General features: G+C 72.0%; 16 protein-coding genes and 1 pseudogene. 14 read left to right on the forward strand and 3 right to left on the reverse strand.

Going from position 1 to position 20,654, the window contains the following annotated elements; translation table 11 throughout:
• Positions 1-177 precede the first annotated feature (177 nt).
• From WME89_RS53375 to WME89_RS53410, 8 genes and pseudogenes are all read left to right on the forward strand, one after another.
• Positions 178-390, forward strand: a pseudogene (locus tag WME89_RS53375) (Imm53 family immunity protein); the annotation flags it as partial.
• Positions 391-526: 136 nt separating this feature from the next.
• Entirely contained in the window at positions 527-862 is a 336-nt protein-coding gene (tnpA, locus tag WME89_RS53380) for an IS66 family insertion sequence element accessory protein TnpA (protein WP_438007157.1), read from the forward strand.
• Complete coding sequence (tnpB, locus tag WME89_RS53385; protein WP_438007158.1) at positions 856-1,278, forward strand: IS66 family insertion sequence element accessory protein TnpB; 423 nt, start codon at positions 856-858, stop codon at positions 1,276-1,278. The genes tnpA and tnpB overlap by 7 nt, the downstream gene beginning before the upstream one ends.
• Positions 1,251-2,960, forward strand: a complete 1,710-nt coding sequence (gene tnpC, locus WME89_RS53390) for an IS66 family transposase (protein WP_438007159.1) — start codon at positions 1,251-1,253, stop codon at positions 2,958-2,960. The genes tnpB and tnpC overlap by 28 nt, the downstream gene beginning before the upstream one ends.
• A gap of 582 nt (positions 2,961-3,542) precedes the next feature.
• Positions 3,543-5,306, forward strand: a complete 1,764-nt coding sequence (locus tag WME89_RS53395; protein ID WP_438007160.1) for a cytochrome-c peroxidase — start codon at positions 3,543-3,545, stop codon at positions 5,304-5,306.
• Positions 5,307-5,641: 335 nt separating this feature from the next.
• Positions 5,642-6,265 carry a hypothetical protein gene (locus tag WME89_RS53400; protein WP_438007161.1) on the forward strand — a complete coding sequence of 208 codons (624 nt, stop codon included), beginning with the start codon at positions 5,642-5,644 and terminating at the stop codon, positions 6,263-6,265.
• 34 nt (positions 6,266-6,299) lie between these two features.
• Positions 6,300-6,998, forward strand: coding sequence for a hypothetical protein (locus tag WME89_RS53405; RefSeq protein ID WP_438007162.1), 699 nt, complete (start codon positions 6,300-6,302; stop codon positions 6,996-6,998).
• 165 nt (positions 6,999-7,163) lie between these two features.
• On the forward strand, positions 7,164-8,012 hold the full coding sequence (locus WME89_RS53410) for a mechanosensitive ion channel family protein (protein ID WP_438007163.1): 849 nt from the start codon (positions 7,164-7,166) through the stop codon (positions 8,010-8,012).
• A gap of 69 nt (positions 8,013-8,081) precedes the next feature.
• On the opposite strand, the gene WME89_RS53415 is transcribed toward WME89_RS53410, so the two are convergent.
• Together WME89_RS53415 and WME89_RS53420 are read right to left on the reverse strand one after the other, a co-directional pair.
• Complete coding sequence (locus WME89_RS53415) at positions 8,082-8,732, reverse strand: hypothetical protein (RefSeq protein ID WP_438007164.1); 651 nt, start codon at positions 8,730-8,732, stop codon at positions 8,082-8,084.
• Between the two features lie 214 nt (positions 8,733-8,946).
• The gene (locus tag WME89_RS53420) at positions 8,947-9,876 is read right to left on the reverse strand and encodes an FHA domain-containing protein (protein ID WP_438007165.1); all 930 of its coding nucleotides are present in this window, start codon (positions 9,874-9,876) and stop codon (positions 8,947-8,949) included.
• 59 nt (positions 9,877-9,935) lie between these two features.
• Between WME89_RS53420 and WME89_RS53425 the strand changes: the two genes are divergently transcribed.
• From WME89_RS53425 to WME89_RS53445, 5 genes are all read left to right on the forward strand, one after another.
• On the forward strand, positions 9,936-12,581 hold the full coding sequence (locus WME89_RS53425; protein ID WP_438007166.1) for a protein kinase domain-containing protein: 2,646 nt from the start codon (positions 9,936-9,938) through the stop codon (positions 12,579-12,581).
• Positions 12,582-12,730: 149 nt separating this feature from the next.
• Complete coding sequence (locus WME89_RS53430; protein WP_438007167.1) at positions 12,731-14,533, forward strand: PAS domain-containing protein; 1,803 nt, start codon at positions 12,731-12,733, stop codon at positions 14,531-14,533.
• Between the two features lie 307 nt (positions 14,534-14,840).
• Complete coding sequence (locus WME89_RS53435) at positions 14,841-15,806, forward strand: diacylglycerol/lipid kinase family protein (RefSeq protein ID WP_438007168.1); 966 nt, start codon at positions 14,841-14,843, stop codon at positions 15,804-15,806.
• Positions 15,807-15,812: 6 nt separating this feature from the next.
• A complete protein-coding gene (locus WME89_RS53440; RefSeq protein ID WP_438007169.1) occupies positions 15,813-16,625 on the forward strand; it encodes a metallophosphoesterase family protein in 813 nt (270 codons plus the stop codon).
• Positions 16,626-16,964: 339 nt separating this feature from the next.
• Positions 16,965-18,296, forward strand: a complete 1,332-nt coding sequence (locus tag WME89_RS53445) for a DNRLRE domain-containing protein (protein ID WP_438007170.1) — start codon at positions 16,965-16,967, stop codon at positions 18,294-18,296.
• 245 nt (positions 18,297-18,541) lie between these two features.
• Here the strand turns inward: WME89_RS53445 and WME89_RS53450 are convergent, their stop codons facing one another.
• Positions 18,542-19,378, reverse strand: coding sequence for an arylamine N-acetyltransferase family protein (locus WME89_RS53450; RefSeq protein ID WP_438007171.1), 837 nt, complete (start codon positions 19,376-19,378; stop codon positions 18,542-18,544).
• A 96-nt stretch (positions 19,379-19,474) separates the two neighbouring features.
• Between WME89_RS53450 and WME89_RS53455 the strand changes: the two genes are divergently transcribed.
• A complete protein-coding gene (locus WME89_RS53455) occupies positions 19,475-20,461 on the forward strand; it encodes a LysR substrate-binding domain-containing protein (RefSeq protein ID WP_438007172.1) in 987 nt (328 codons plus the stop codon).
• Positions 20,462-20,654 lie beyond the last annotated feature (193 nt).

The raw sequence follows: 20,654 nt of genomic DNA on the forward strand, positions 1-20,654 counted from the left end.
CCACCGTCGGCGCGGCGAGGCGATGACCCTCGTGGGCCTGGCGCGACGCGGTCCGCGAGACCGACGAGCCTCGCGGGCCGCGCGCCGCCGTTCAGCGCAGCGCCGAGGAGACCGTGAGCGCCTCCGCGAAGCGGGCTACTGCATCACGGTCGACCGGCTTTGCCTCAGGAACTGACGATGGAGAGGGATACGTTGACCTGGCTTCAAGAGTGGTACCGCTCACAATGCGATGGGGAGTGGGAGCACCAGAACGGAATCCGGATTGACACGCTCGACAACCCGGGGTGGTCCGTCGTGGCTGACGTGGGTACGGCTGACGCGCCCGCGCCCGTCTCGGAAGTGAGAAGCGGTGATGACTGGGTGCGGTGTCATGTGAAGGATGGGCGCTTCCATGGCCATGGTGGACCCGGCAATCTTCAGGAGCTCCTCGAGATCCTTCGGACGTGGAGCCGTATCCGCCCAGCCAAGGGCATCGTGACCGTCCGGGCGGCGCCGGTTACCTCTCCCCATCGCGAAGGAGGAAGCGATGGCGACGAGGGTGGAGTGGGCCGAGCGGGTGGGGCGATGGGAGAGGAGCGGGCTGAGTGCCGAGAAGTTCGCGCGACGCGAGGGGTACAAGGCCAAGCAGCTGTACTGGTGGCGCTGGAAGCTGCGGGCTGAGGGGACCTCGCAGCCGTCGACGTCGTCGACGCAGGCACCGCAATTTCTGCCGGTGCACGTGGTGGCCGACGTGTCGCCGGTCGTGACCGAGCCGATCGAGATCGCGCTGCCCAATGGGCGGGTGGTTCGCGTTCGGCCGGGCTTCGACCCCGCCACGCTCGAGCGCGTGCTGGCGCTGGCCGCCGAGGAGACGTCGTGCTGACGCTGCCGCCGTCGGTGCGCGTCTACGTCGCGGCCGAGCCGGCTGACCTGAGGAAGAGCTTTGATGGTCTGTCGTCGCTGGTCGCGCAGCGCTTCGGAGCCGACCCGCTCTGTGGGCATCTGTTCGTGTTCAGGAATCGGCGAGGCGACCAGATACGTGTCTTGTTCTGGGACCGCACTGGATACGTCATCTTTGCCAAGAAACTCGCTCGCGGCCGGTTTCACCTCGCCCGCGACCTGCCCAAGGGCGCGACCCACGTCGAGGTCGAGGCGGCCGAGCTGTCGCTGATGCTCGAGGGGCTCGACCTGTCCCAAGCCGTACGGCGCAAGCGCTGGAGGCCCGGCGGGAGAAATCTCGACGCCTCAAAGCAAGGCTTGATGGATGCGCGATGCCTGCGTATCCAGCGCGCCTCGTGAGCCTTCCCCCGCAGCCCCGAGCAGCGCTCCCTGCCGATCTGGCGGATGTACGACGGAAGCTTGAGCAACTCGCAGCAGCCGGGCAGATCCCGGAGCTGATCGAGCTGGTGCTCGGGCTTCTGGTCCAGCTGCGCGACAAGAACACGGCGCTGTCGGCGAGGCTCGCCAGCGCGCTGCGCGAGCTGTACGGCCGCAAAAGCCAGAAGGTCTCGACCGAGCAGCTGATGTTGCTGTTCGCCGAGCTCGGGGACGAGGCGCCGCAGGGAGCCGCTGGGTCGGCGCTCTCATCGGAGCCCGGGGCCGAAGCGCCGCCGCAGCCGGAGCAGGGGCTTGTGCCGCAACCTCCTGAGCCGCCGAAGCCGCTGCGGGGGCACCGTGGGCGCGCGCCGCTTCCCGCACATCTTCCGCGCGAGACGCGCGTTGTGCCCGTGCCTGAGGCCGAGCGGAAGTGCCCGCAGTGCGGCGCGGACAGGAAGTGCATTGGCCATCGTACGAGCGAGGTGCTCGAGTTCGTCCCTGCGCAGTTCCGGATCATCGAGGAGCAGAGGGAGAAGCTCGCCTGTCCGCGCTGCCCCGAGCAGGGAGTGACGACGGCCGACAGCGAGAAGGTGATGGACCGTGGGCGCCCGGGTCCGGGGCTGCTCGCGAGCATCATCGTGGAGAAGTTCGAGGACGCGATGCCGCTTTACCGGCAGGCGCAGCAGTACGCGCGCTTCGGCGTGTCGCTGTCGCCCTCGACGCTGGGAGAGTGGTCGGCCTTCGCGCTCGACGTGCTCGCCCCCGTGGCCAAGAGGATCCAGGAGCGCGTGCTGGGCGCGTGCTACGTGCGCGCCGACGACACGGGCATGCGCGTGCTGGATCGGGATCATCCGGCCGGGGTGAGGCGAGGCCATATCTGGGCCTTCGTCGGGGCCGAGCTCGTGACGTTCGTGTACGCACCGGACTGGCAGCCAAAGCACCCAGCTGCGCTGCTGCAGGGCTTCACTGGCCATCTGCAGGGCGATGGCTACGCAGGCTACGCCGCGATGCTGCGCGGCGGCGACGACGGCGACGACGGCGAGAGGATCGTGCCCGAGGAGCGCCGGCTCGGCTGTGGCATGCACATCCGCGCGAAGTTCGAGAAGGCAGCGAAGGGCGGCGACGCGCGAGCCGCTGTCGCGCTTGCGTACTTCAAGGCCATCTACCGCATCGAGGCGGCCTGTAAGGCTGAGGCGCTGTCCGCGGAGGCACGCCTGGCGCGACGGCAGGAGCTGTCGCTGCCCGTGGTCGACGAGCTGTACCAGTGGATTCACGAGCTGCATCTGCGGCTCGTGCCGAATACGCCACTTTACGTCGCAACTCAGTACGCCATCAACCATGAGGCGGCGTGGCGGCGCTGCTTCACCGATGGGCGCTTCGAGATAGACAACGGTGAAGTCGAGCGGCAGCTAAGACGTGTAGCGCTCGGAAGAAAAAACTACTTGTTCGCGGGCTCGGACGAGGGAGCGAAACGCCTCGCGGTCGGCTACACGATCTTCGGCTCGTGCCGGATGCATGGAACCAACCCGCTCGCCTGGGGGACGGACGTGATCGGCAAACTGCAGGCGGGCTGGCCGCGCGAACGGCTGGACGAACTGCTGCCCGCCGCCTGGGCGCGAGCGTCTCTCGCGTCTCCGGCCGCTGGCGACGCCGGCGCATCCTGATCGACGCCGACCTCGATCTTCGACCCGGCGGGGCAGAGCACCTCGCCGGTCCCCTCGTGCCCGCCCAGGTCCGACCGGGCCGTGGGTAGGCGCTGCCCCGCGCCCAGCATCGTCGACCCCGGCGAGAGCCGCAAGTGGCCACGACCATGGCGATGAGTGGGCGGTTACGTGGAGCCGCACATCGCACGGCTGACCTGCAGACGGTGGGCGGCCTGGGCACCCCTCGCGGAAGTCCTGGTCCCCGCCGAGATCCCCCAGCGAGAAGGTCCGCCCCGCCCCCCTCGGCAGCCCGGTGGGGATGCAACACCGGCACAGCGATACCAGCCTGTCTGCCGTCCACAGCGCCTGGCTCCGCCGCGCAGCGCGCGACGTCCTCGCAGCGCGCGACGTCCTTCGCACCACCCCGAGAAGAGGCCTTCTCGCCCCGGCTCCTGCCGCCGGGCGCGGCGCGCCGCTCTCCGGAGGACTCGGCGTCGAAATCCCGACGTTTCCCTGGAATCCTTTTTGCTGAGCTCGCACGCGCGGCGAACGGAGGAACTCATGCGTCAGCGACTTGCTCGGTCTCTCGTCCTCATAGGGAGCTTGGCCACGAGCGTTTTCTCTTCCTTTCTCACGGGCTGCGGACCGGGAGACCCACCCTGGGTAGACGATCCCAACTTCGGCGGCCCTGATCCGCGGATCACGGTGACGGAGGTGCCACCGCCGGCCATCAGCGGTGGAACGCTGATCATCGCGAGCGACGGACACACGGCGGTGGCGGCAGACCCCGACCGCGATCGCGTCTGGGTCGTCGACCTCGACGGCGGCGCGCCCGCGGAGGTCCGGCTGGAGCACGGCGACGAGCCAGGGCGCCTCGTCGAGGACGCGAGCGGCCGGGTCCACGTGGCGCTCCGGCGCGCCGGGGCCGTGGTGACCCTCGATGTCGCGTCGCTGTCGGTCCTCGAGCGCCGAGAGGTCTGCCGCGCGCCGCGCGGCGTCGCCTACGACGCAGCGCGCGACGCCATCCACGTCGCCTGCGCCGGCGGCGAGCTCGTGACGCTCCCGGCCGCCGGCGGCCCCGCCGTCCGGAAGCTCCGCCCCGCCCCCGACCTGCGCGACGTCGTGGTCGATGGCGACCGGCTCCTGGTCAGCCGCTTCAAGTCCGCAGAGACGCTCGTCGTGGGCCCCGACGGCGCGGTGCTCTCGCGCCGCACGCTCCCCGAGTTCCCCTCGAACGGGGTCTCCCTCTCGACCTACAGGCCGTCCGTGGCCTGGCGCATGATCCCGCTCCCGAGCGGCGGCGCGGCGATGGTGCACCAGCGTGCGATGTCATCACAGGTCACCCTCAGCCCGGGCGGGTACTACCAGGCCGCCAACTGCGATGGGAACATCGTGCACGCCGCCATCAGCCGGCTCGATTCGACGGACGCGGAGGACCCCACCTCGCCGCCTGCGGGCGCGCTCCAGAGCCTCTCGCTGCCGGTCGACATGGCGATCGCGCCCGACGGCGTGCGCCTGGCCGTGGTGGCGGCCGGCAGCGACAAGGTCGTGAGCACCACCCTCGACCGCGTCGAGCGCGGCGCCACGCTGGGCAGCTGCGCTGTCGAGGTCACCCCCGAGGTGGTGAGCGGGCAGCCGGTCGCCGTGGCGTTCGACGGCCGCGGCGACATCGTCGTACAGCTGCGCGAGCCGGCGGCCCTGGAGGTGCTCGGCCGGCGCACCATCGCGCTGCCGGGCGCGAGCGTGAGGGACACCGGCCACGAGATGTTCCATCGCCCGCCGAACGTCGTGAGCGCCGTCGCGTGCGCGTCGTGCCACCCCGAGGGACACGAGGACGGGCACACATGGAACTTCGACCCCGTGGGCCTGCGGCGGACACAGGCCCTGGGCGGCGGCATCCTGCAGACGGCGCCCCTCCACTGGAGCGGCGACCTGCCGGACCTCGAGGGCCTGATGGGCGAGGTGTTCGTCTCCCGCATGGGCGGACCGACGCCAGGCGCCCGGCGGCTCGACCTGATGGCCCGCTACATCGATAGCCTGCCCGCCTTCCCGGCGTCGCCGCCCGAGGACGAAGCGGCCGTGGCGCGCGGCGCGGCGCTCTTCCACGACAAGAAGGCGGCGTGCGCGGACTGCCACGGTGGCCCGATGCTCACGAACAACCGGAACGAGAATGTCGGCACCGGCGAGCTCCTGCAGGTGCCTTCGCTCATCGGCATCGCCGGGCGCGCCCCGTTCATGCACGACGGCTGCGCCGCGACGCTCCACGATCGCTTCGATCCGGAGTGCGGAGGCCATGACCACGGCGACGTCTCCGGCCTGGCGCCGGCGCAGCTCGACGATCTGGTCGCCTACCTCGAGTCCCTCTGAGCCCTCGCCCCGCCGCGCTCCTCGCCTGAAGCGACCGAGGCATTCCTCGCCATCCGGGGCCAATTGCCACGATCGCGTCCCGCGACCCGGATACCGCCAGACCGGCCGCAGAGCCGGAAGAGATAGAAAATCAGGGGCTCCGCTCGAGGCCTGTCACGGCGTTCAGCGCGCGGCACTGTGATTGCTTTTCCGGAGACGAGACAGAGTCCGCGTCTCGATGGATCCGGCCACGGCGCGGCCCCTGTCCTCGTTTTCATGACGCACGAGAGGGCGAGCCGGGGCTTCCATCGAAGAAGCGGACCCGCACGGCGGAGCAGGCTCGCAAGGAGAGCACCATGCCGAGAGGCGACAAGTCCAGCTACACAGGCAAGCAGAAGCGACAGGCCGAGCACATCGAGGAGGGGTACGAGAGCCGCGGCGTCCCGGAGGACGAGGCCGAGCGGCGGGCCTGGGCGACGGTCAACAAGATGACCGGCGGAGGGAAGAAGTCGGGCTCGGGGGTCGGCAAGCCGGTGAACAAGGAGCCGGCGAAGAAGGGCGGCCGCAAGGGAGGCGCCGCGTCCAAGGCGCGGCCGGCCGCGGCGAAGAGCGCGGCGGCGAAGAAGGCGGCGGCGACCCGCAAGCGGAACGCCACGGCGAGCGCCGAGCAGCGCCCGGCCGCGAAGAAGGCGGCGGCGACCCGCAAGCGGAGCGCCGCGGCGAGCGCCGAGCAGCGCCCGGCCGCGAAGAAGGCGACGAAGAGCGCGAAGAAGAGCTCCGCGCCCGGCGCGCGCAAGACGACGCGCAAGACCACGAGCAGCCAGCCCCGCGCCGGGCAGGGCACGGCGGGCCGCAGCAGGGCAGGGACCTCGCGCCGCGGCGGGGCAGGGACCTCGCGCCGCGGCGGGGCGGGGACCTCGCGCAGTGCGAGCTCGGGGCGCACAGGGACGGGCGCCCGGCGCGCCGCGAGCGGGTCCTGACCTTGCCAGGGGAAGAAGGGGAAAGGGGGCGACCATGCAGGAGCTGCAGACCGACGGGGTGGCGATCGGCGGGGACGGCCTGGAGAGGAGCGAGGCCGGACCGCAGCAGGAAAGTCAGGAGGGCCGCGCGTTCCTGGCCAACCTCGTGCGCGAGCTGTTCCAGACGGAGCACTCGGCGAGGACCCATCCGTTCGTAGAGGCGGAGCGCCTCGGCGACGTGCCGCCGGCGCAGGCGATGCGGGCGGTCTCGGCCCACGCCGAGGCCGTGCTGTCGGAGCTCCCCTCGCTCATGGCGGAGCGCGAGCTGCCGGTCAGCGCGGGCGGCAGCGCGGTGGGGGAGGCCTTCTCGGTGCTGCGGGATCACCTCGCGGACCACCTGCTGAGCACCGAGAAGTCCTACCGCGGCACGCTGCTCGGGATGCGCCACGGCATCGACCTCGTCGAGCTGATTCAATACGTCGCGACGGCGGAGGGCGACACGCTCCTCGCGGCGTGGTGCGCGCGCTGGCTCTCGGCGCGGAGGCCGCTCGTGGAGGCGGCCGTCGGCGAGCTCGCGTGGTTCGCGGCCCGCCCGGCGCGCGCCAGGAGGGCGGCGAAGGACGGGCCGATCGCCCACCTGCTCCAGGGCGTCGTCAACGGCTTCGAGCGCGCGGCGCAGCAGCTCCGCCGCCTCGCCGGGACCGTGGAGGCGCGGACGAAGGGCCACGGGGCGCAGGGCTCCACCGCCGGCTGAGGCGGCGCGCGGAAGGGCCCCGGAGAAGGCGGATCTCCTCGCGGCGCGGTGCCCTCCGGCGCCGCGCGGGCTTCCCTCCGGCCGAGTTCGCGGGTTTACTCCCGCCGGTCGCGCGCGGAGCGCCCAGCGCAGGGCAGGCGGGCGCGCGGCTCGAGGAGGATGGCCGTGGAGCAGGAGATTCCGACGTTGGGCACGCCGATAGAGCTCCTCAGGAGCCACGGGGCCAGCGTCGCGAGCGCGCTCGTCATCGCTTTCGTCGGGTGGACGGCGGCGGCCTGGACGGCGCGGAGCGTGCGGTCGCTCGGCAAGCGGTGGACGCAGGTCGACGTGACCCTCATCCCCGTGCTGGCCAGCCTGAGCCGGCTGACCCTCCTGACGGTCACCGCCATGGCGGTGCTCGAGCGCTTCGGCGTCGACACGAAGAGCCTGCTCGCGGTGCTCGGCGCCGCCGGCCTGACCATCGGCCTCGCCCTGAAGGACACGCTGTCCGACGTGGCCGCCGGGCTCGTGATCCTCGTGCTCCGCCCGTTCGACGTCGGCGACGCCGTCGAGGTCGACGGGACCTCCGGCGTCGTCGACGCCATCGACGTGTTCCAGACCAAGCTGACGGGCTTCGACGGCGTGCCGATCACGCTGCCGAACTCCAAGGTCCGGTCCGCCAAGATCCAGAACTTCACCCGGGCGCAGCGCCGGCGCATGGACCTCACGATCGGCGTCAGCTACAGCGCCGACCTCACCCGCGCCATCGCCACGCTCCGGGACGTCCTCTCGAACGAGCCGCGCGTGCTGCCGGAGCCGGCGCCGTCGGTCGACGTGGTCGAGCTCGCGGACGAGAAGGTCAACCTGCTCGTCCGCGCCTGGACCCTCCCCGCCGACCTCTTCCCGGCGCGGCTCGAGCTGACGCGCCACCTCAAGGAGCGGCTCGACGCGGAGGGGATCGTCGTCCCGATGCCCCAGCGCGAGATGCACATCCCGCTCCGCGAGCGCGAGCGGCGATCCGCCCCGTCGCTCTGAGGCGGCGCGCGGCGGAGGCGGGCGCGCGCCCTGGCTGCAGGCCCCGCCGCGCCCCGCCCCCGCCCGGGATCAGCTGCCCATCAGGATGTAATACCAGGTGCCCGCCTCGATGGCGGTCGGGTCCGTGCCGCTGACCTGCGTCAGCGTCTTCGAGAAGATCTTCTTGGCGAAGGCGAGGCCGCTGCTCGGCGCCGCTTTCTTGTACCAGACGACCGCCTTGAGCTCCGACGTCTGGTTGTCCTTCTCGAACAGGACACCTATCTTCGCGGCGCTGTTGTCCGGATCGGCCATCCAGTAGAGATAGCCGGTGCGGTTCGACGGGACGGTGCGCGTCCCCTGCGTCCAGTCGCCCTGCGTCGTGTTCTGCGGGGCCGTGAACTGGTTGCTCTGGCTCACGACGTCCAGGAACGCGTCGATGGCAGACGCCGTCAAGACCGGTATCGGCTCGGACGCCAGCGTCAGCGTGCTCGTGAACGTGGGCGAGCTGGCCCACCGCCAGTACTCGGTGTGCGCCAGAAAGCTGAGGTTGCCGCTGGAGACACCGCTATTCCCGAGGATCACGACCCGGATGAGGTCGTTCGCCGAGAAGATCCTGAGCCTCACGTCCGGCGGGACCTGCTCGATGATGCTACCGCCCGAACTGCCCTTCTTCTTGTTATCCGTTGAACCGAAAGCGCCCTCGGCGGGCGCACCGTGGATTGATCCTGCTCTGTCGCTCATGGCTGCGCTCCTCCTCACGACACACGACTACGTCGATCGCAGCGCGCCGGCCCTGCCCGGCCGGCGCTCCGGCGGCGGCGCAGACGCGCGTCCAGCATCCTCGCGACCGCGCGTCGCTCGCCGCTCCCGGCGTCGACGATAGAGAACCTGCATCCATCCAGGCGCGGTGTCGATGACAGGCGGTCACGCGCGGGCGCCGGCCGCGGCGCCCCCGTCAGTGCCGGATCACCTCGACGGCCTCGGTGCCGAGCCGGAGCTGCCGCGACGTCGTCCGGCGCTCGATGACCGACCCGGCGTCGAGGACGCCCGCGCGCGCGAGCTGCTGGCGCGCGCGGAAGACGTTGACGTTGAGGTGGTGGAGGTCGAGCCGCAGCTTCCCGAGCAGGTCGTCGACGTAGAGCCACCCGCGCTCGGACGGGGGCAGCCCCGCGTCCCTGTCGCGCAGCCGCGAGCGCGCCAGCACGAGGAGCAGCTCGTGGTGGGCCCGCGCGGCGAGCTGCGTGACCTTGCCCCCCTGCACCAGCGAGACGGCGATGTGCTCCTCGTCGTGGCTCACCTCGAAGCGCAGGACGGTCACGCCGAGGAGCTTGGGGCTCGCCACGGTCGAGGCGGTGGTCGGCACGGCGCCGTCGGCCGCGTGCGGCGGGATGCGCAGGACCCAGGCGCCGCCGGCCTCGACGCGCTCCTGATCCACCGCCGCGCGCGCGTTCCCGTCGATCTCGATCTGCCAGCACCCGTGCTGGTCCTCGAAGATCGTGACCAGCGGGTCGGCCGCGTCAGGCAGCGCGAGCAGGCCCTCCTCCGCCACGCGCACCTCGCCCGTGATGCCGTCCCACGCGCTCGCGATGGGCGGGCCAGCCTCCTCCACGGTCCAGCGCTCGGCGTCGCCGCCGAACACGAGCTCCGTCCCTGCCTCGAGCGGGACCCGCTCGGCGAACGTCAGGCGCCGCCCGCCGACGTGGGTGCCGTTCGTGCTGCCGAGGTCGCGGACCCACCAGCGCGCCCCGTCCCAGAACAGCACGGCGTGCTCGCCCGAGGCGCAGCGGTCCCGCAGGCGCACGGCGCAGTCACCCGCTCGCCCGACCCGCGCGCGCGCCGGGAGGGTCACGCGAACGCCGTGGGCTTCATGCTTCAAGACCGCCATGGGTGCAGCGTAAGATGCTGTCGCCGACCACATCAACGGCGTCGAAGGCGAGGCGTCCCATGAGCGATCCCGCTGCAATCGTGAGGAAGCTGGCGGGCGAGCTGTGCCTCTCTCCCTCGGCGTGCGCGGAAATCCAGCGCGTGCTCGTCGAGCACGCGGCGCGCACCGCCACGGCGGTGGAGGTGCCGACCACCCTGGCCCGCGAGGCGCCGGGGCCCGCCCGCGACGCGCCCGCGCCGCCCCGGGGCGCGCCGGCGGAGCAGGCGCAGGTCGAGGAGCGGCCGAGCGCCGCGCCCTCGGCGCCGAGCGTGCGCCCGCCCGTCCCGTCGTGGCCCTGGGACCGCTACGAGGACCTCGGCCTGATCGGCAGGGGCGGCATGGGCGAGGTCCGGCGCGTGCGCGACCGCGTGATGGGGCGCGTGCTCGCGATGAAGCTGCTGCAGCTCGAGGGGCGCGACGACGCGGAGGCGCGGTCGCGCTTCCTCGACGAGGCGCGCGTGACGGCCTGCCTCCAGCACCCCGGGATCGTCCCGGTCCACGACTGCGGCATGCTCCCGACCGGCCAGCTCTGGTTCACGATGAAGGAGGTCCGCGGCCGCACGCTGAGCGCCCTGATCCGCGCGCTCCACGCCGACAAGGAGGCCGGCCCCCCGCCCGAGGCGCTGCGCCGCGGGCTCGACGTCTTCGTCCGCATCTGCGAGGCGGTCGCGTACGCGCACGGCCAGGGCGTCCTCCACCGCGATCTCAAGCCGGAGAACGTCATGATCGGCGAGTTCGGCGAGGTCCTCGTCATGGACTGGGGCATCGCCAGGGCGAGCGCGGGCGGCGCGCTGGCGGACTCGCTCGAGGACAGCGGCCACCGCACGCACGCGGGCCTCATCCTGGGGACGCCGGTCTACATGTCGCCGGAGCAGGCGCGCGGCGAGGTCGACCAGGTCGGGCCGGCCAGCGACGTGTACGCCCTCGGCGCCGTCCTGTACGAGCTCCTCTGCGGCGAGCCCCCGTACCGGGGCACCGCGCTCGCCGTCGTGGCGCAGGTCGTCCAGCGCCCGCCCGAGCAGCTCGCCCTCCGGTGCTGCGACCAGCTCCCGCGCGACCTCATCGCGATCTGCGACCGGGCCATGGCCCGCGCGCCGTCGGCCCGCTTCGCGAGCGCCGAGGTGCTCGCCGAGGAGATCCGCGGCTTCCTCGACGGCGCCCGCCGCCGCGAGCGGGCGCGCGCGCTGGTGGAGGAGGCGCGCGCGCTCGCGCCCCAGATCGAGGGCCTGCGCGCGCGCGCCCGGGCCCTCCGCGCCGAGGCGAAGGCGGCGCTCGCGCGCCTCGACTCGTTCGCGCCCGCCGCCGAGAAGGCCCAGGGGTGGGCGCTCGAGGACGAGGCGCGCGCGCTCGACCGCGCCGCCGCCCTGGACGAGGCGACCTGGCACCAGAAGCTCCGCGCCGCCCTCAACGAGGCCCCGGACTTCGACGACGCGCACGCGGCGCTCGCCGACGCCCACCTCGCCGATCTGCGCGCCGCCGAGGAGGCGCGCGACGCCGAGGCCGCGGCGCGCGCGGAGGCGTTCCTCAGGGCGCACGCGCGCGAGCGGCACGCGGCCCTGCTCCGCGGCACCGGCTCCCTCTCGCTGCGGACCGATCCGGAGGGCGCCCAGGTCTGGCTGCTCCGCTACGTCGAGCAGGAGCGCCGGCTGCGCGCCGAGCCCCTGGGCCTCCTCGGCCACACGCCGCTCTGCGAGGTCCCGCTCGCGCGCGGCAGCTACCTGCTGCTGATCCGCGCGCCCGGGTACCACGAGGCCCGGTACCCCGTGAAGATCGGCCGCGGCGAGCGCTGGGACGGCGCGCGGCCGGGCGGCGCGGCGCCCTTCGCGGTGCCCCTCCTGCCCGCGGAGACGCTCGGCGACGACGACATCTACGTGCCGGCGAGCTTCTTCTCGGCCGGCGGGGACGCGCTGGCCGGCGACGGCCTGCCGGCGTGCCGGCTCTGGGTCGACGGCTTCGTGGTGCGCAGACACCCGGTGACGCAGGCCGAGTACCTCGCCTTCCTGAACGACCTGCTCGCGTGCGGCCGCGAGGCCGACGCCGTGGCGGCGTGCCCGCGCGCGGGCCGCGCGATCGCCGGCAACGTGGACGTCCCGCTGTTCGCGCGGGACGGACAGGGGCGGTTCGCTTTCGGCCCGCAGGTGCGCGCGGAGCAGGCGCGGCACCCGGTGGCCTCGGTGGACTGGCACGGCGCGGTCGCCTATGCGTCGTGGCTCGCGGCGCGCACGGGCACGCCGTGGCGCCTCGTCGGGGAGCTCGAGCGCGAGAAGGCGGCGCGGGGCGCCGACGGGCGCTGCTTCCCCTGGGGGGACGAGCCCGAGCCGACGTGGGCCTGCATGACGGGGAGCCGCCCGGGCCCCGCGAGCCCGGCGCCGGTGGACGACTACCCGACGGACGAGAGCCCGTACGGCGTCCGGGGGCTCGCCGGCAACATCCGCGACTGGTGCGTCGAGCGCTGGACGCCCGAGGGCCCCGCGGTGCTGGACCGCATCGCGCGCCTCCTCCCGGCGGACGCGGTAGATCCCGGGCTCCGCTCGATCCGCGGGGGCGCGTGGAGCTCGGCGCCACCCGCCGTGTGCCGCGCCGCGGGCCGCTTCGCCGCGCGCCCCGAGGATCGCTTCAGCGCCGTGGGCTTCCGCCTCGCGCGGCCCGTGGCCACCGGCTTGTAGAGGCCGCCAACGTGCAGAGGCCGCGGCGTGAGGGGATGCACGCCTCTGCTCGCCTGCCTCGCGTCTCCGTGCTGAAGTGGAGAAACCGTCCGGCGACATGCAGTCGCGTCGCCTTTGCACGCGAGCGCCACGCTCGCGCGGGAGCACCGGTGCCCACGAGGTCCACGGAGAACACGGATTCGCACCAGGGAAGGGCAGGGCTCCTCGAGCCTGTCTCGCCCAAGGCCTCGCCCGCGCCCGCCGAGCCGGCCGCTGGCCCGCCGCGGCAGGGCGGGGCGGCGGGGGTCGCGCGGCCCGATCGCGAGCGCCACGAGCTGCGCGACTCCCACGCGGACTGCGCGCTGCTCGACGCCTTCTTCCAGGCCACGACCGCGGGGCTCGGGGTGATCGACCGCGACCTGCGCGTGGTGCGGCTCAACCAGGCGCTGGCGGACATCAACGGGATCCCCCTCGAGGAGCACCTCGGCAGGCCCATCTCCGAGCTGCTCCCCGAGATGGGGGACGCGATCGTCGCCCCGCTCCGGCGCGTCCTGGAGACCGGGGAGGCGATGACCGCCGAGGTGACGGGCAGGACGCGGGCGTCGGACCAGCCGCGCGCGTGGATCGTCAACTACGCCCCCGTGCGCTCGAAGGACGGGCACGTCGTGGGCGTGGGCACGGTCGTGCTCGACATCACCGAGCGCAAGCAGGCGGAGAACAGGCTCCAGGAAGAAGGGGAGACGCTCGAGCTGCTCAACAAGGCGGGCAAGCTGCTCGCCGCGGAGCTCGACCTGGAGAAGCTCGTGCAGGCGGTGACCGACGCCGCCACGCGGCTGAGCGGCGCCCAGTTCGGCGCTTTCTTCTACAACGTCACGAACGCGGAGGGGAAGAGCTACACGCTCTACACCATCTCTGGCGTGTCCCGGGACCACTTCTCCGGGTTCCCGATGCCGCGCAACACGGACGTGTTCGCGCCGACCTTCAACGGAGAGGGCGTGGTGCGCCTCGACGACGTCACGAAGGACCCGCGCTACGGGAACAACGCGCCTTACAAGGGCATGCCGAAAGGCCACCTGCCGGTCGTCAGCTACCTCGCGGTGCCGGTGATCTCCCGCTCCGGGAGCGTCATCGGCGGGCTGTTCTTCGGGCACCCCGCGCGCGGCGTCTTCACCGAGCGGGCCGAGCGGCTGGTCGTCGGCCTCGCGGCGCAGGCCGCCATTGCCATGGATAACGCGCACCTGTTCCGGCGGGCGCAGCACCTCATCGAGGCGCTCGAGCGGAGCAACAAGGAGCTCGATCGCTTCGCCTACGTGGCGAGCCATGATCTGAAGGCGCCGCTGCGCGCCATCGCGAACCTCTCGCAGTGGATCGAGGACGACCTCGCGGACAAGGCGACGCCGGAGATACGGCAGCACATGGATCTGCTGCGCTCGCGCGTGGTCCGGCTGGAGGCGCTCATCGACGGGATCCTGCGCTACTCGCGCGCCGGGCGCGTCCGCGACAAGCCGGAGACGGTGGAGGTCCGGAAGCTCCTCGACGAGGTCCTCGCGCTGCTCACGGTCCCGCCGGGCGCCTCGATCGAGATCGCGGCGGGGATGCCGGCCCTCTTCACCGAGCGGGTCCCCCTGGAGCAGGTCTTCATGAACCTGATCGGCAACGCGCTGAAGTACGTCGACCGCGCCGACGCGCGCGTCGAGGTGCGGGGGCGGGATCTGGGCGACCTCTGGGAGTTCTCGGTGAAGGACAACGGGCCCGGCATCGCCCCGCAGTTCCATCAGAAGGTCTGGGAGATCTTCCAGACCCTGAACCCGCGCGACAACATCGAAGGGACGGGAATCGGGCTCTCGATCGTCCAGAAGATCGTGCTCAGCAAGGGCGGGAGCGCGTGGGTGGAGTCCGAGAAGGGCGCCGGCGCCACGTTCTTCTTCACCTGGCCCCGGACCGAGTCGGACGGCGCGATCAGCGTGCGCTGAGGCGCGGCGGGAGCGGCGGGAGCTCGCCAAGAGCGTGACAATCCGCCACGCTCCGCCCGCCGTGAGGCAGCCTGGAGCGCCGCCGCTGGGCGGTCATCGGCTCTGCCGGCGCGGCGGGGTCGTCGCGAACCCCGGCGGAGGGGCCGTCGTTCCGCGGCGCGGCCGTGGAGCGGCGCCTGGCCGGATCCGCCCGGACGCGCGGAGAGGGCGGGCGCGCGGCTTGCTTCACGGGAGGGCGCATGGCGCACGATCTGCTTCGCTGCGGTCCGATGAACACGAGCTCTCGCCCTCTGCGGGGAGTTCGCCGGTGACGCCTCGATCGGTGGCTGTCCTCCTGAACTGCTCCTCCCGGTCGAACCGCGCGGCGGAGCACCGCGCGCGCCTCGGGGAGCTCCTGAAAGAGAGCGGCCTCGCCGCGGACCTGCTGTGCGCCGAGAAGGGCCGGCAGATGGGCGAGCTCGCCCGGCGCGCGGCGCGGGGTCCCTACGAGCTCGTGGTGGCGGGCGGCGGCGACGGGACGATCAGCACGGTCGCCGCCGCGGTCGCCGACACGGACAAGACGATGGGTGTCCTGCCGCTCGGCACGGTGAACCATTTCGCCAAGTACCTGGGTGTCCCGCTGACCCTCGAGGGGGCGGTGCGCACGCTCGTCGAGGGGCGCCGCGTCCAGGTCGACCTCGGCGAGGTCAACGGCCGTGTCTTCGTGAACAACTCGACGCTGGGCATCTATCCGGGCATCGTGCGCGACCGCGAGGCGCTCCGGAAGCGGCGCGGGCTCAACAAGTGGCTCGCCCTGGTGCTGGCGACGCTCTCCGGCATCCGGCGCCACGACCGCGTCGCCCTCCGGCTCATCCTGGACGGGCAGGAGCTCGAGCTGAACACGCCGTTCGTGTTCGTGGCCAACAGCGACTTCAAGCTCGGCGATCTCGACCTCGGCCGCCAGCGCCCGCCGCACTCCGGAGAGCTCGGCGTGTGCGTGGCGCACGCGCAGAGCCGCCTCGCCGTGCTCAAGCTGATCGCCAGCGCCTTCGCCGGGCGCATCCAGAAGGCCGACGATTTCAGCATCTTGCGAACGACGGAGCTGCGGGTGGAGGCGCCCTGTCGCCACCTCCACGTGGCCGCGGACGGCGAGATCCTCAAGATGGCGCCGCCGCTCGTCTACCGCACGCGGCCGTCGGCGCTTCGCGTGATCGTCCCCCTGTCGTCCGACATCAGCGCGGGCTCACGGCGGCAGGAGGGCCCACCGGGCAATCTCGCCGCGCTGGGGGGGTGATTCATCATGCGCACGCTCGTGCACCTGTCGGATCTGCACTTCGGACGCGTCGACAAGGCCATCCTCCGCCCGCTCATCGACAGGATATGGGGGCTCGAGCCCCACCTGATCGTGGTGTCCGGGGACCTGACCCAGCGGGCGCGCAACGCGGAGTTCGCCGAGGCCCGCGCCTTCCTCGACGCCTTGCCGTCGCCAAGGATCGTGGTGCCCGGCAACCATGATGTCCCGCTCTACAACCTGTTCGACCGGTTCTTCCGCCCGCTCGACAAGTACCGGAGCCACATCACGGACGATCTCTCGCCGTTCCACGTGGACGCGGAGATCGCCGTCCTCGGCATCAACACCGCGCGCTCGCTGACGATCAAGGACGGGCGCATCAACGCGCGCCAGATCCAGGAGATCAAGGAGAGGATGTGCGGCCTCGGCCCCGAGCTCACGAAGATCGTCGTCACGCACCACCCGTTCGATCTGCCCGAGAACTCTCCCCATGACGACATCGTCGGGCGCGCGAAGCAGGCGATGGCCGCCATCGCGGCGTGCGGCGTCGACGTCATCATGTCAGGCCACCTGCACCTCAGCCACACCGGGCACTCCGCGGAGCACTTCGAGGTCGGCGGCCACTCCTCGCTCATCATCCAGGCTGGCACGGCGACGTCGACGCGCGGCCGCGGGGAGCAGAACGCGTTCAACGTGATCCGCATCGACGGGAAGAAGATCCATATCGAGCGCAATTACTGGCAGCCGGAGGGGAGCGCCTTCGGGATCGCGACGCCAGAGCATTTCGAGGAGACGCCGCGGGGCTGGGTGCGGGCGGCGTAGGCTCGTCGCGCCGGGCGCCCTCGCTGGAGCGGGGGGCCCGATCGCGCGGCGCGAAGCGCGCGATCTCCCGAGGTTGTGCGCTTGTTCGCTCTTCCAGAAATCCGATGACGAGATCGGACGAGATCGCCAGCCTGCGCGGGGCCGCCGTTCGTCCAGCGAGCCGGTCGCCCTGCGTGCCTGGCGGCCCCGCACGAGCGAGCCGCTCGATTGACGTCGCCCAGGAAGCCCGCAAGTTTCTCGCGAGCTGACGGGTGGGGGAGCGGTCGAGCTCGCGAGCGGCCGAACGGGTGACAGACATCGCGCACGCCGGCCAGATGTCGTTGGTCTGGGGGACACATCATGAGAACGCTCACGATAACACGGGTGATCGGCTCCGTGCTCCTGCTGGCTGCCTGTGCGCAACCGAGCGAGATCGGCTCTCGCGAGGAGCGCGGCGAGGAGCGGTCGGCGGTCATTGGCACCGGCGCCCGCGCGGACAACACGCACACGGCCGTGGTGTACCTGAGCGGTGCAGGCTGCAGCGGTACCATCGTTCGCCGTAGCGTCGAGGGCGACAGGATCTACGTGCTCACCGCCGCGCACTGCTGCACGGAGTCCTCTCCACCCGAGGAAGTGCGGATCGGCTTCGACTTTTTCGACCCGTCGCACACTCTCCCTGTCGAGTCGTTTCAGCGTCACCCATGTTACAATCAGCTCGACCTCGACTACGATGTATGCGTCGTGACGGCGAACAAGGCGGCCGCGCTCGATATCAAGCCGATCCCGCTCGCGCTGGCGCCGGATGACCTCACGGTCGGCAGCGCCGTGACGGTCGTGGGGTACGGCAGCACCCCGGCGATGAACACCATTCGCAGGAGGGCCGAAGCGCGGGTCAGCGAGGTCGATCCGCTCAGGTTCATCATCGACCAGACGGGCGACCGAGGCGGCGTGTGCGCCGGCGACAGCGGCGGCCCAGGGCTGATCCTGCAGGGCGGCGTCGAGGTCGTCGCAGGAGTCAACTCGTTCGCCCCCGGCGACGAGCTCTGTGACCTCCTGGGCGGGCTCGGGCGCGTCGCCTTTCGTGGCATCCGTGACGAGTTCCTGGACAAGGTGCTCGCCGGCGAGAAATCCACGCTCAGGGCCCTCCTCGTCCAGCGCCGCGGCATCACCCCCGGCCAGGTCCGCGATACGTACATCGCGAGCGACCAACCCGACGAGAGCTTCGGTGAACGCGTCGATCTCCTCGTGGGGACGCCGCCTGGCACCGGCGCGGTCCGCAGCGCCCTGCTCCGCTTCGATCTCGCCGGGGTCCGACGGCGGGCCACGCTGCTCACGGCCCGCGTCGGGCTCAGGCTGGAGAGCACGAGCGGGCCGGGGACGATCAGCGTGCATCGCGTGATCAAAGACTGGGACGAGAGCGAGTCCTGGGCCTCCTTCGGACAGGGCGGGTTCGACCCCGCTCCGGCCACGACCTCCGGCACCGCGACGGCGACCGTGACGTCCCATCGCGCCATCTCGTTCGACGTGACCGGGCTCGTGGCTGATTGGCTCAGCGGCAAGGCGGAGGATCACGGGATGCTGCTCCGCGCGGACGATGGCGGGTATACCAGGCTCCTCGCCAGCGAGGTCCAGCCGCGGGCGGCGTCGAGTCGGCCGTGGATGCACCTCTGCTATCTGCCGGGGCCGCCGTAGAGCAGCGATCCGCCGACGCTCGCGCTCTCCGTTCTGTCACGCGGACGGCGGCAGCGGGCGCCTCCGCGGACCGGCGTGGCCGGCGCGCTCGGCGTCCGGCCGGTCCCGGCGGCGCCCCTCCGCCGTGAGCCGCATCGCGGCCCTGCCGTGACTTCAACCGGGCCCGGTCGGCCCACGCGGCGGCACGTGGCGTCCGGTCACTTCCAGCGGAGCCCTGCGATCATGGTGATGCAGACCATGGCGCTTCACCGCGTGCGCTCGGCCGCTGCGAGGCGGCGCAAGGCCTCGTGGATCCCGTCCAGTCCTGAAAGGTCGAGCCCGAACTCCCCCTCGAGCACGTCGCGCAGCGCGTCCGCGCTCGCGAGCGTGCGCTGCTCGACGTGTCCATCGCGGCGCCGGTGCGTGAGCTCGCGGTCGAGCAGCGTGATGCGACCGGCGGCGGTCGGTCGCGCCACGACCAGGCTCCGCACGAAGAGCGACTCGGGGTGCGTCGAGACCCACCAGTTGAACAGGTCGTAGTCGGCGGCGCGCTGCTCGGTCATATCGAACCAGTACAGCGCGCGCCAGCCCTCACCCGACTTCACCTCGAGCACCTGACCGCCATCCTCTCCGCGCAGCCGGAAGGTCTCGAGCGTCGTCTCCTGCTCGACGTCGTGCACCAGCCTGAGCGGCGCGACCGGCGCGATCACCCCGAACCCGACGTCGGCCAGATAGGGCCCCTCCGCCAGATCGACGCGGAGCAGCATGTGGCTGCGCGGCCTCGTCTCGCCCTCGGGCACGCCCCACCGCACGCGCGCCGCGAGCCCGCGCACCTCGAACCCGAGCGCGCGCAGCGCGCGCGCGAGCAGCCCGTTCTGCTCGTAGCAGTAGCCGCCGCGGCGGCCGTGCACGAGCTTGCGTTCGATCGCCGCGGGGGAGAGGTCGACGCGCCGCCCCGACCACGAGTCGAGGTTCTCGAACGCGATCGCGCGCGGATGCAGCGCGTGGATGGCGCGCAGCGCATCGAGCGTCGGCGCGCGCGGGCCGTCATAGCCGATGCGCGCGAGGTAGGCGTCCACCCGGAGCAAGGACTGGTCATTCATGCGGTCATCCTGCTACGTGGACGATCGAGCCGGTAGAGGCTCCGTTTGGACGCATCGTCCACCAAGTGGTACGATCATCGGGTCGATGGTGAGCCGATGACGGACGAATGGAACGACATCGCGCTGTTCGCGCGCATCGCGGAGCACGGCGGGCTTTCGGCGGCGGGGCGCGCGCTCGGCGTGCCCAAGTCCAGCCTGGGCCGGCGTCTCCAGCTCCTCGAGGAGCGGCTGGGGGTGCGGCTCGTCCAGCGCACCTCGCGCAAGTTCATCATCACCGACGTGGGCGAAGAGGTGCTCGAGCACGCGCGCGCGATGCGCGTCGCGGCGGACGCTGTCGAGAGCGTGGCGCGCTACCGCGTCGCGGAGCCCAGCGGGATGATCCGCGTCACCTGCTCGATCGGCATGAGCAAGCACCTCGTCGCGCCGCTCTTGCCGCGCTTCATGGCGCTTCATCCGAAGGTCGACGTCTTCCTCCACGCGACCAATCGCTTCGTGGATCTGATCGAGGAGCGCTTCGACATCGCGCTTCGCGGCTATGGCGGCCCGCTGCCCGACACCGGGCTGGTGCAGCGGCTGCTCTCGCCGACGCCATGGGTGCTCATGGCCGCGCCGCGCTACCTCGCTGCGCGCGGCGTGCCCGCGACGCCAGACGAGCTCCGCACGCACACAGGGCTGTTGCTTGGAGGGCCGAGCTCACGCGCGGTCTGGAGGTTGCACTCCCGCGAGGCGACCGAGGAGATCCCGTTCGCGCCGCGCCTGCGTACCGACGATTCCGTGACGTTCCTGGGCGCGGCCGTGGCGGGCCTGGGCATCGCCGCGCTGCCTGAGTACTCGTGCCGTGACGAGAGCGCGCGCGGGCAGCTGCGGCGCGTGCTGCCCGGGTGGCAGGTCGGCGATCACCGCGTGACGATGCTGGTGCCCTCGCGCCGCGGACAGCTCCCGGCGGTGCGGGCGCTCGCGGACTTCCTTGTGGTCGAGGTGCCGCGGCTCGTGGGGCGCGGGACATCTCGTGCCGGCTCGAGCGTCAAGGCCTCCCGTGAACGAGCCCGGGCCCGATCTCCTTCTGACGAGAGAGGAGAATAGATGTCCTGCCGAGGTCGCGCAGCGGACGAACGTCTTTGGTGTGACGGATGCCGCCGGTACGACGAGCAGCTTCGCGGGTTCCCAGGATACATGGGCTCGGATCTCTTACAAGAACACTGCGGGAGCGGTCGTTCTGGAGACGAACGTCGCGCAAAACGCCCCGCACGATCTCTCGGGGCGAGGCTTGTGGACG

It is taken from the genome of Sorangium sp. So ce321 (assembly GCF_051530195.1).
In the GTDB taxonomy this organism is placed as follows: domain Bacteria; phylum Myxococcota_A; class Polyangia; order Polyangiales; family Polyangiaceae; genus Sorangium.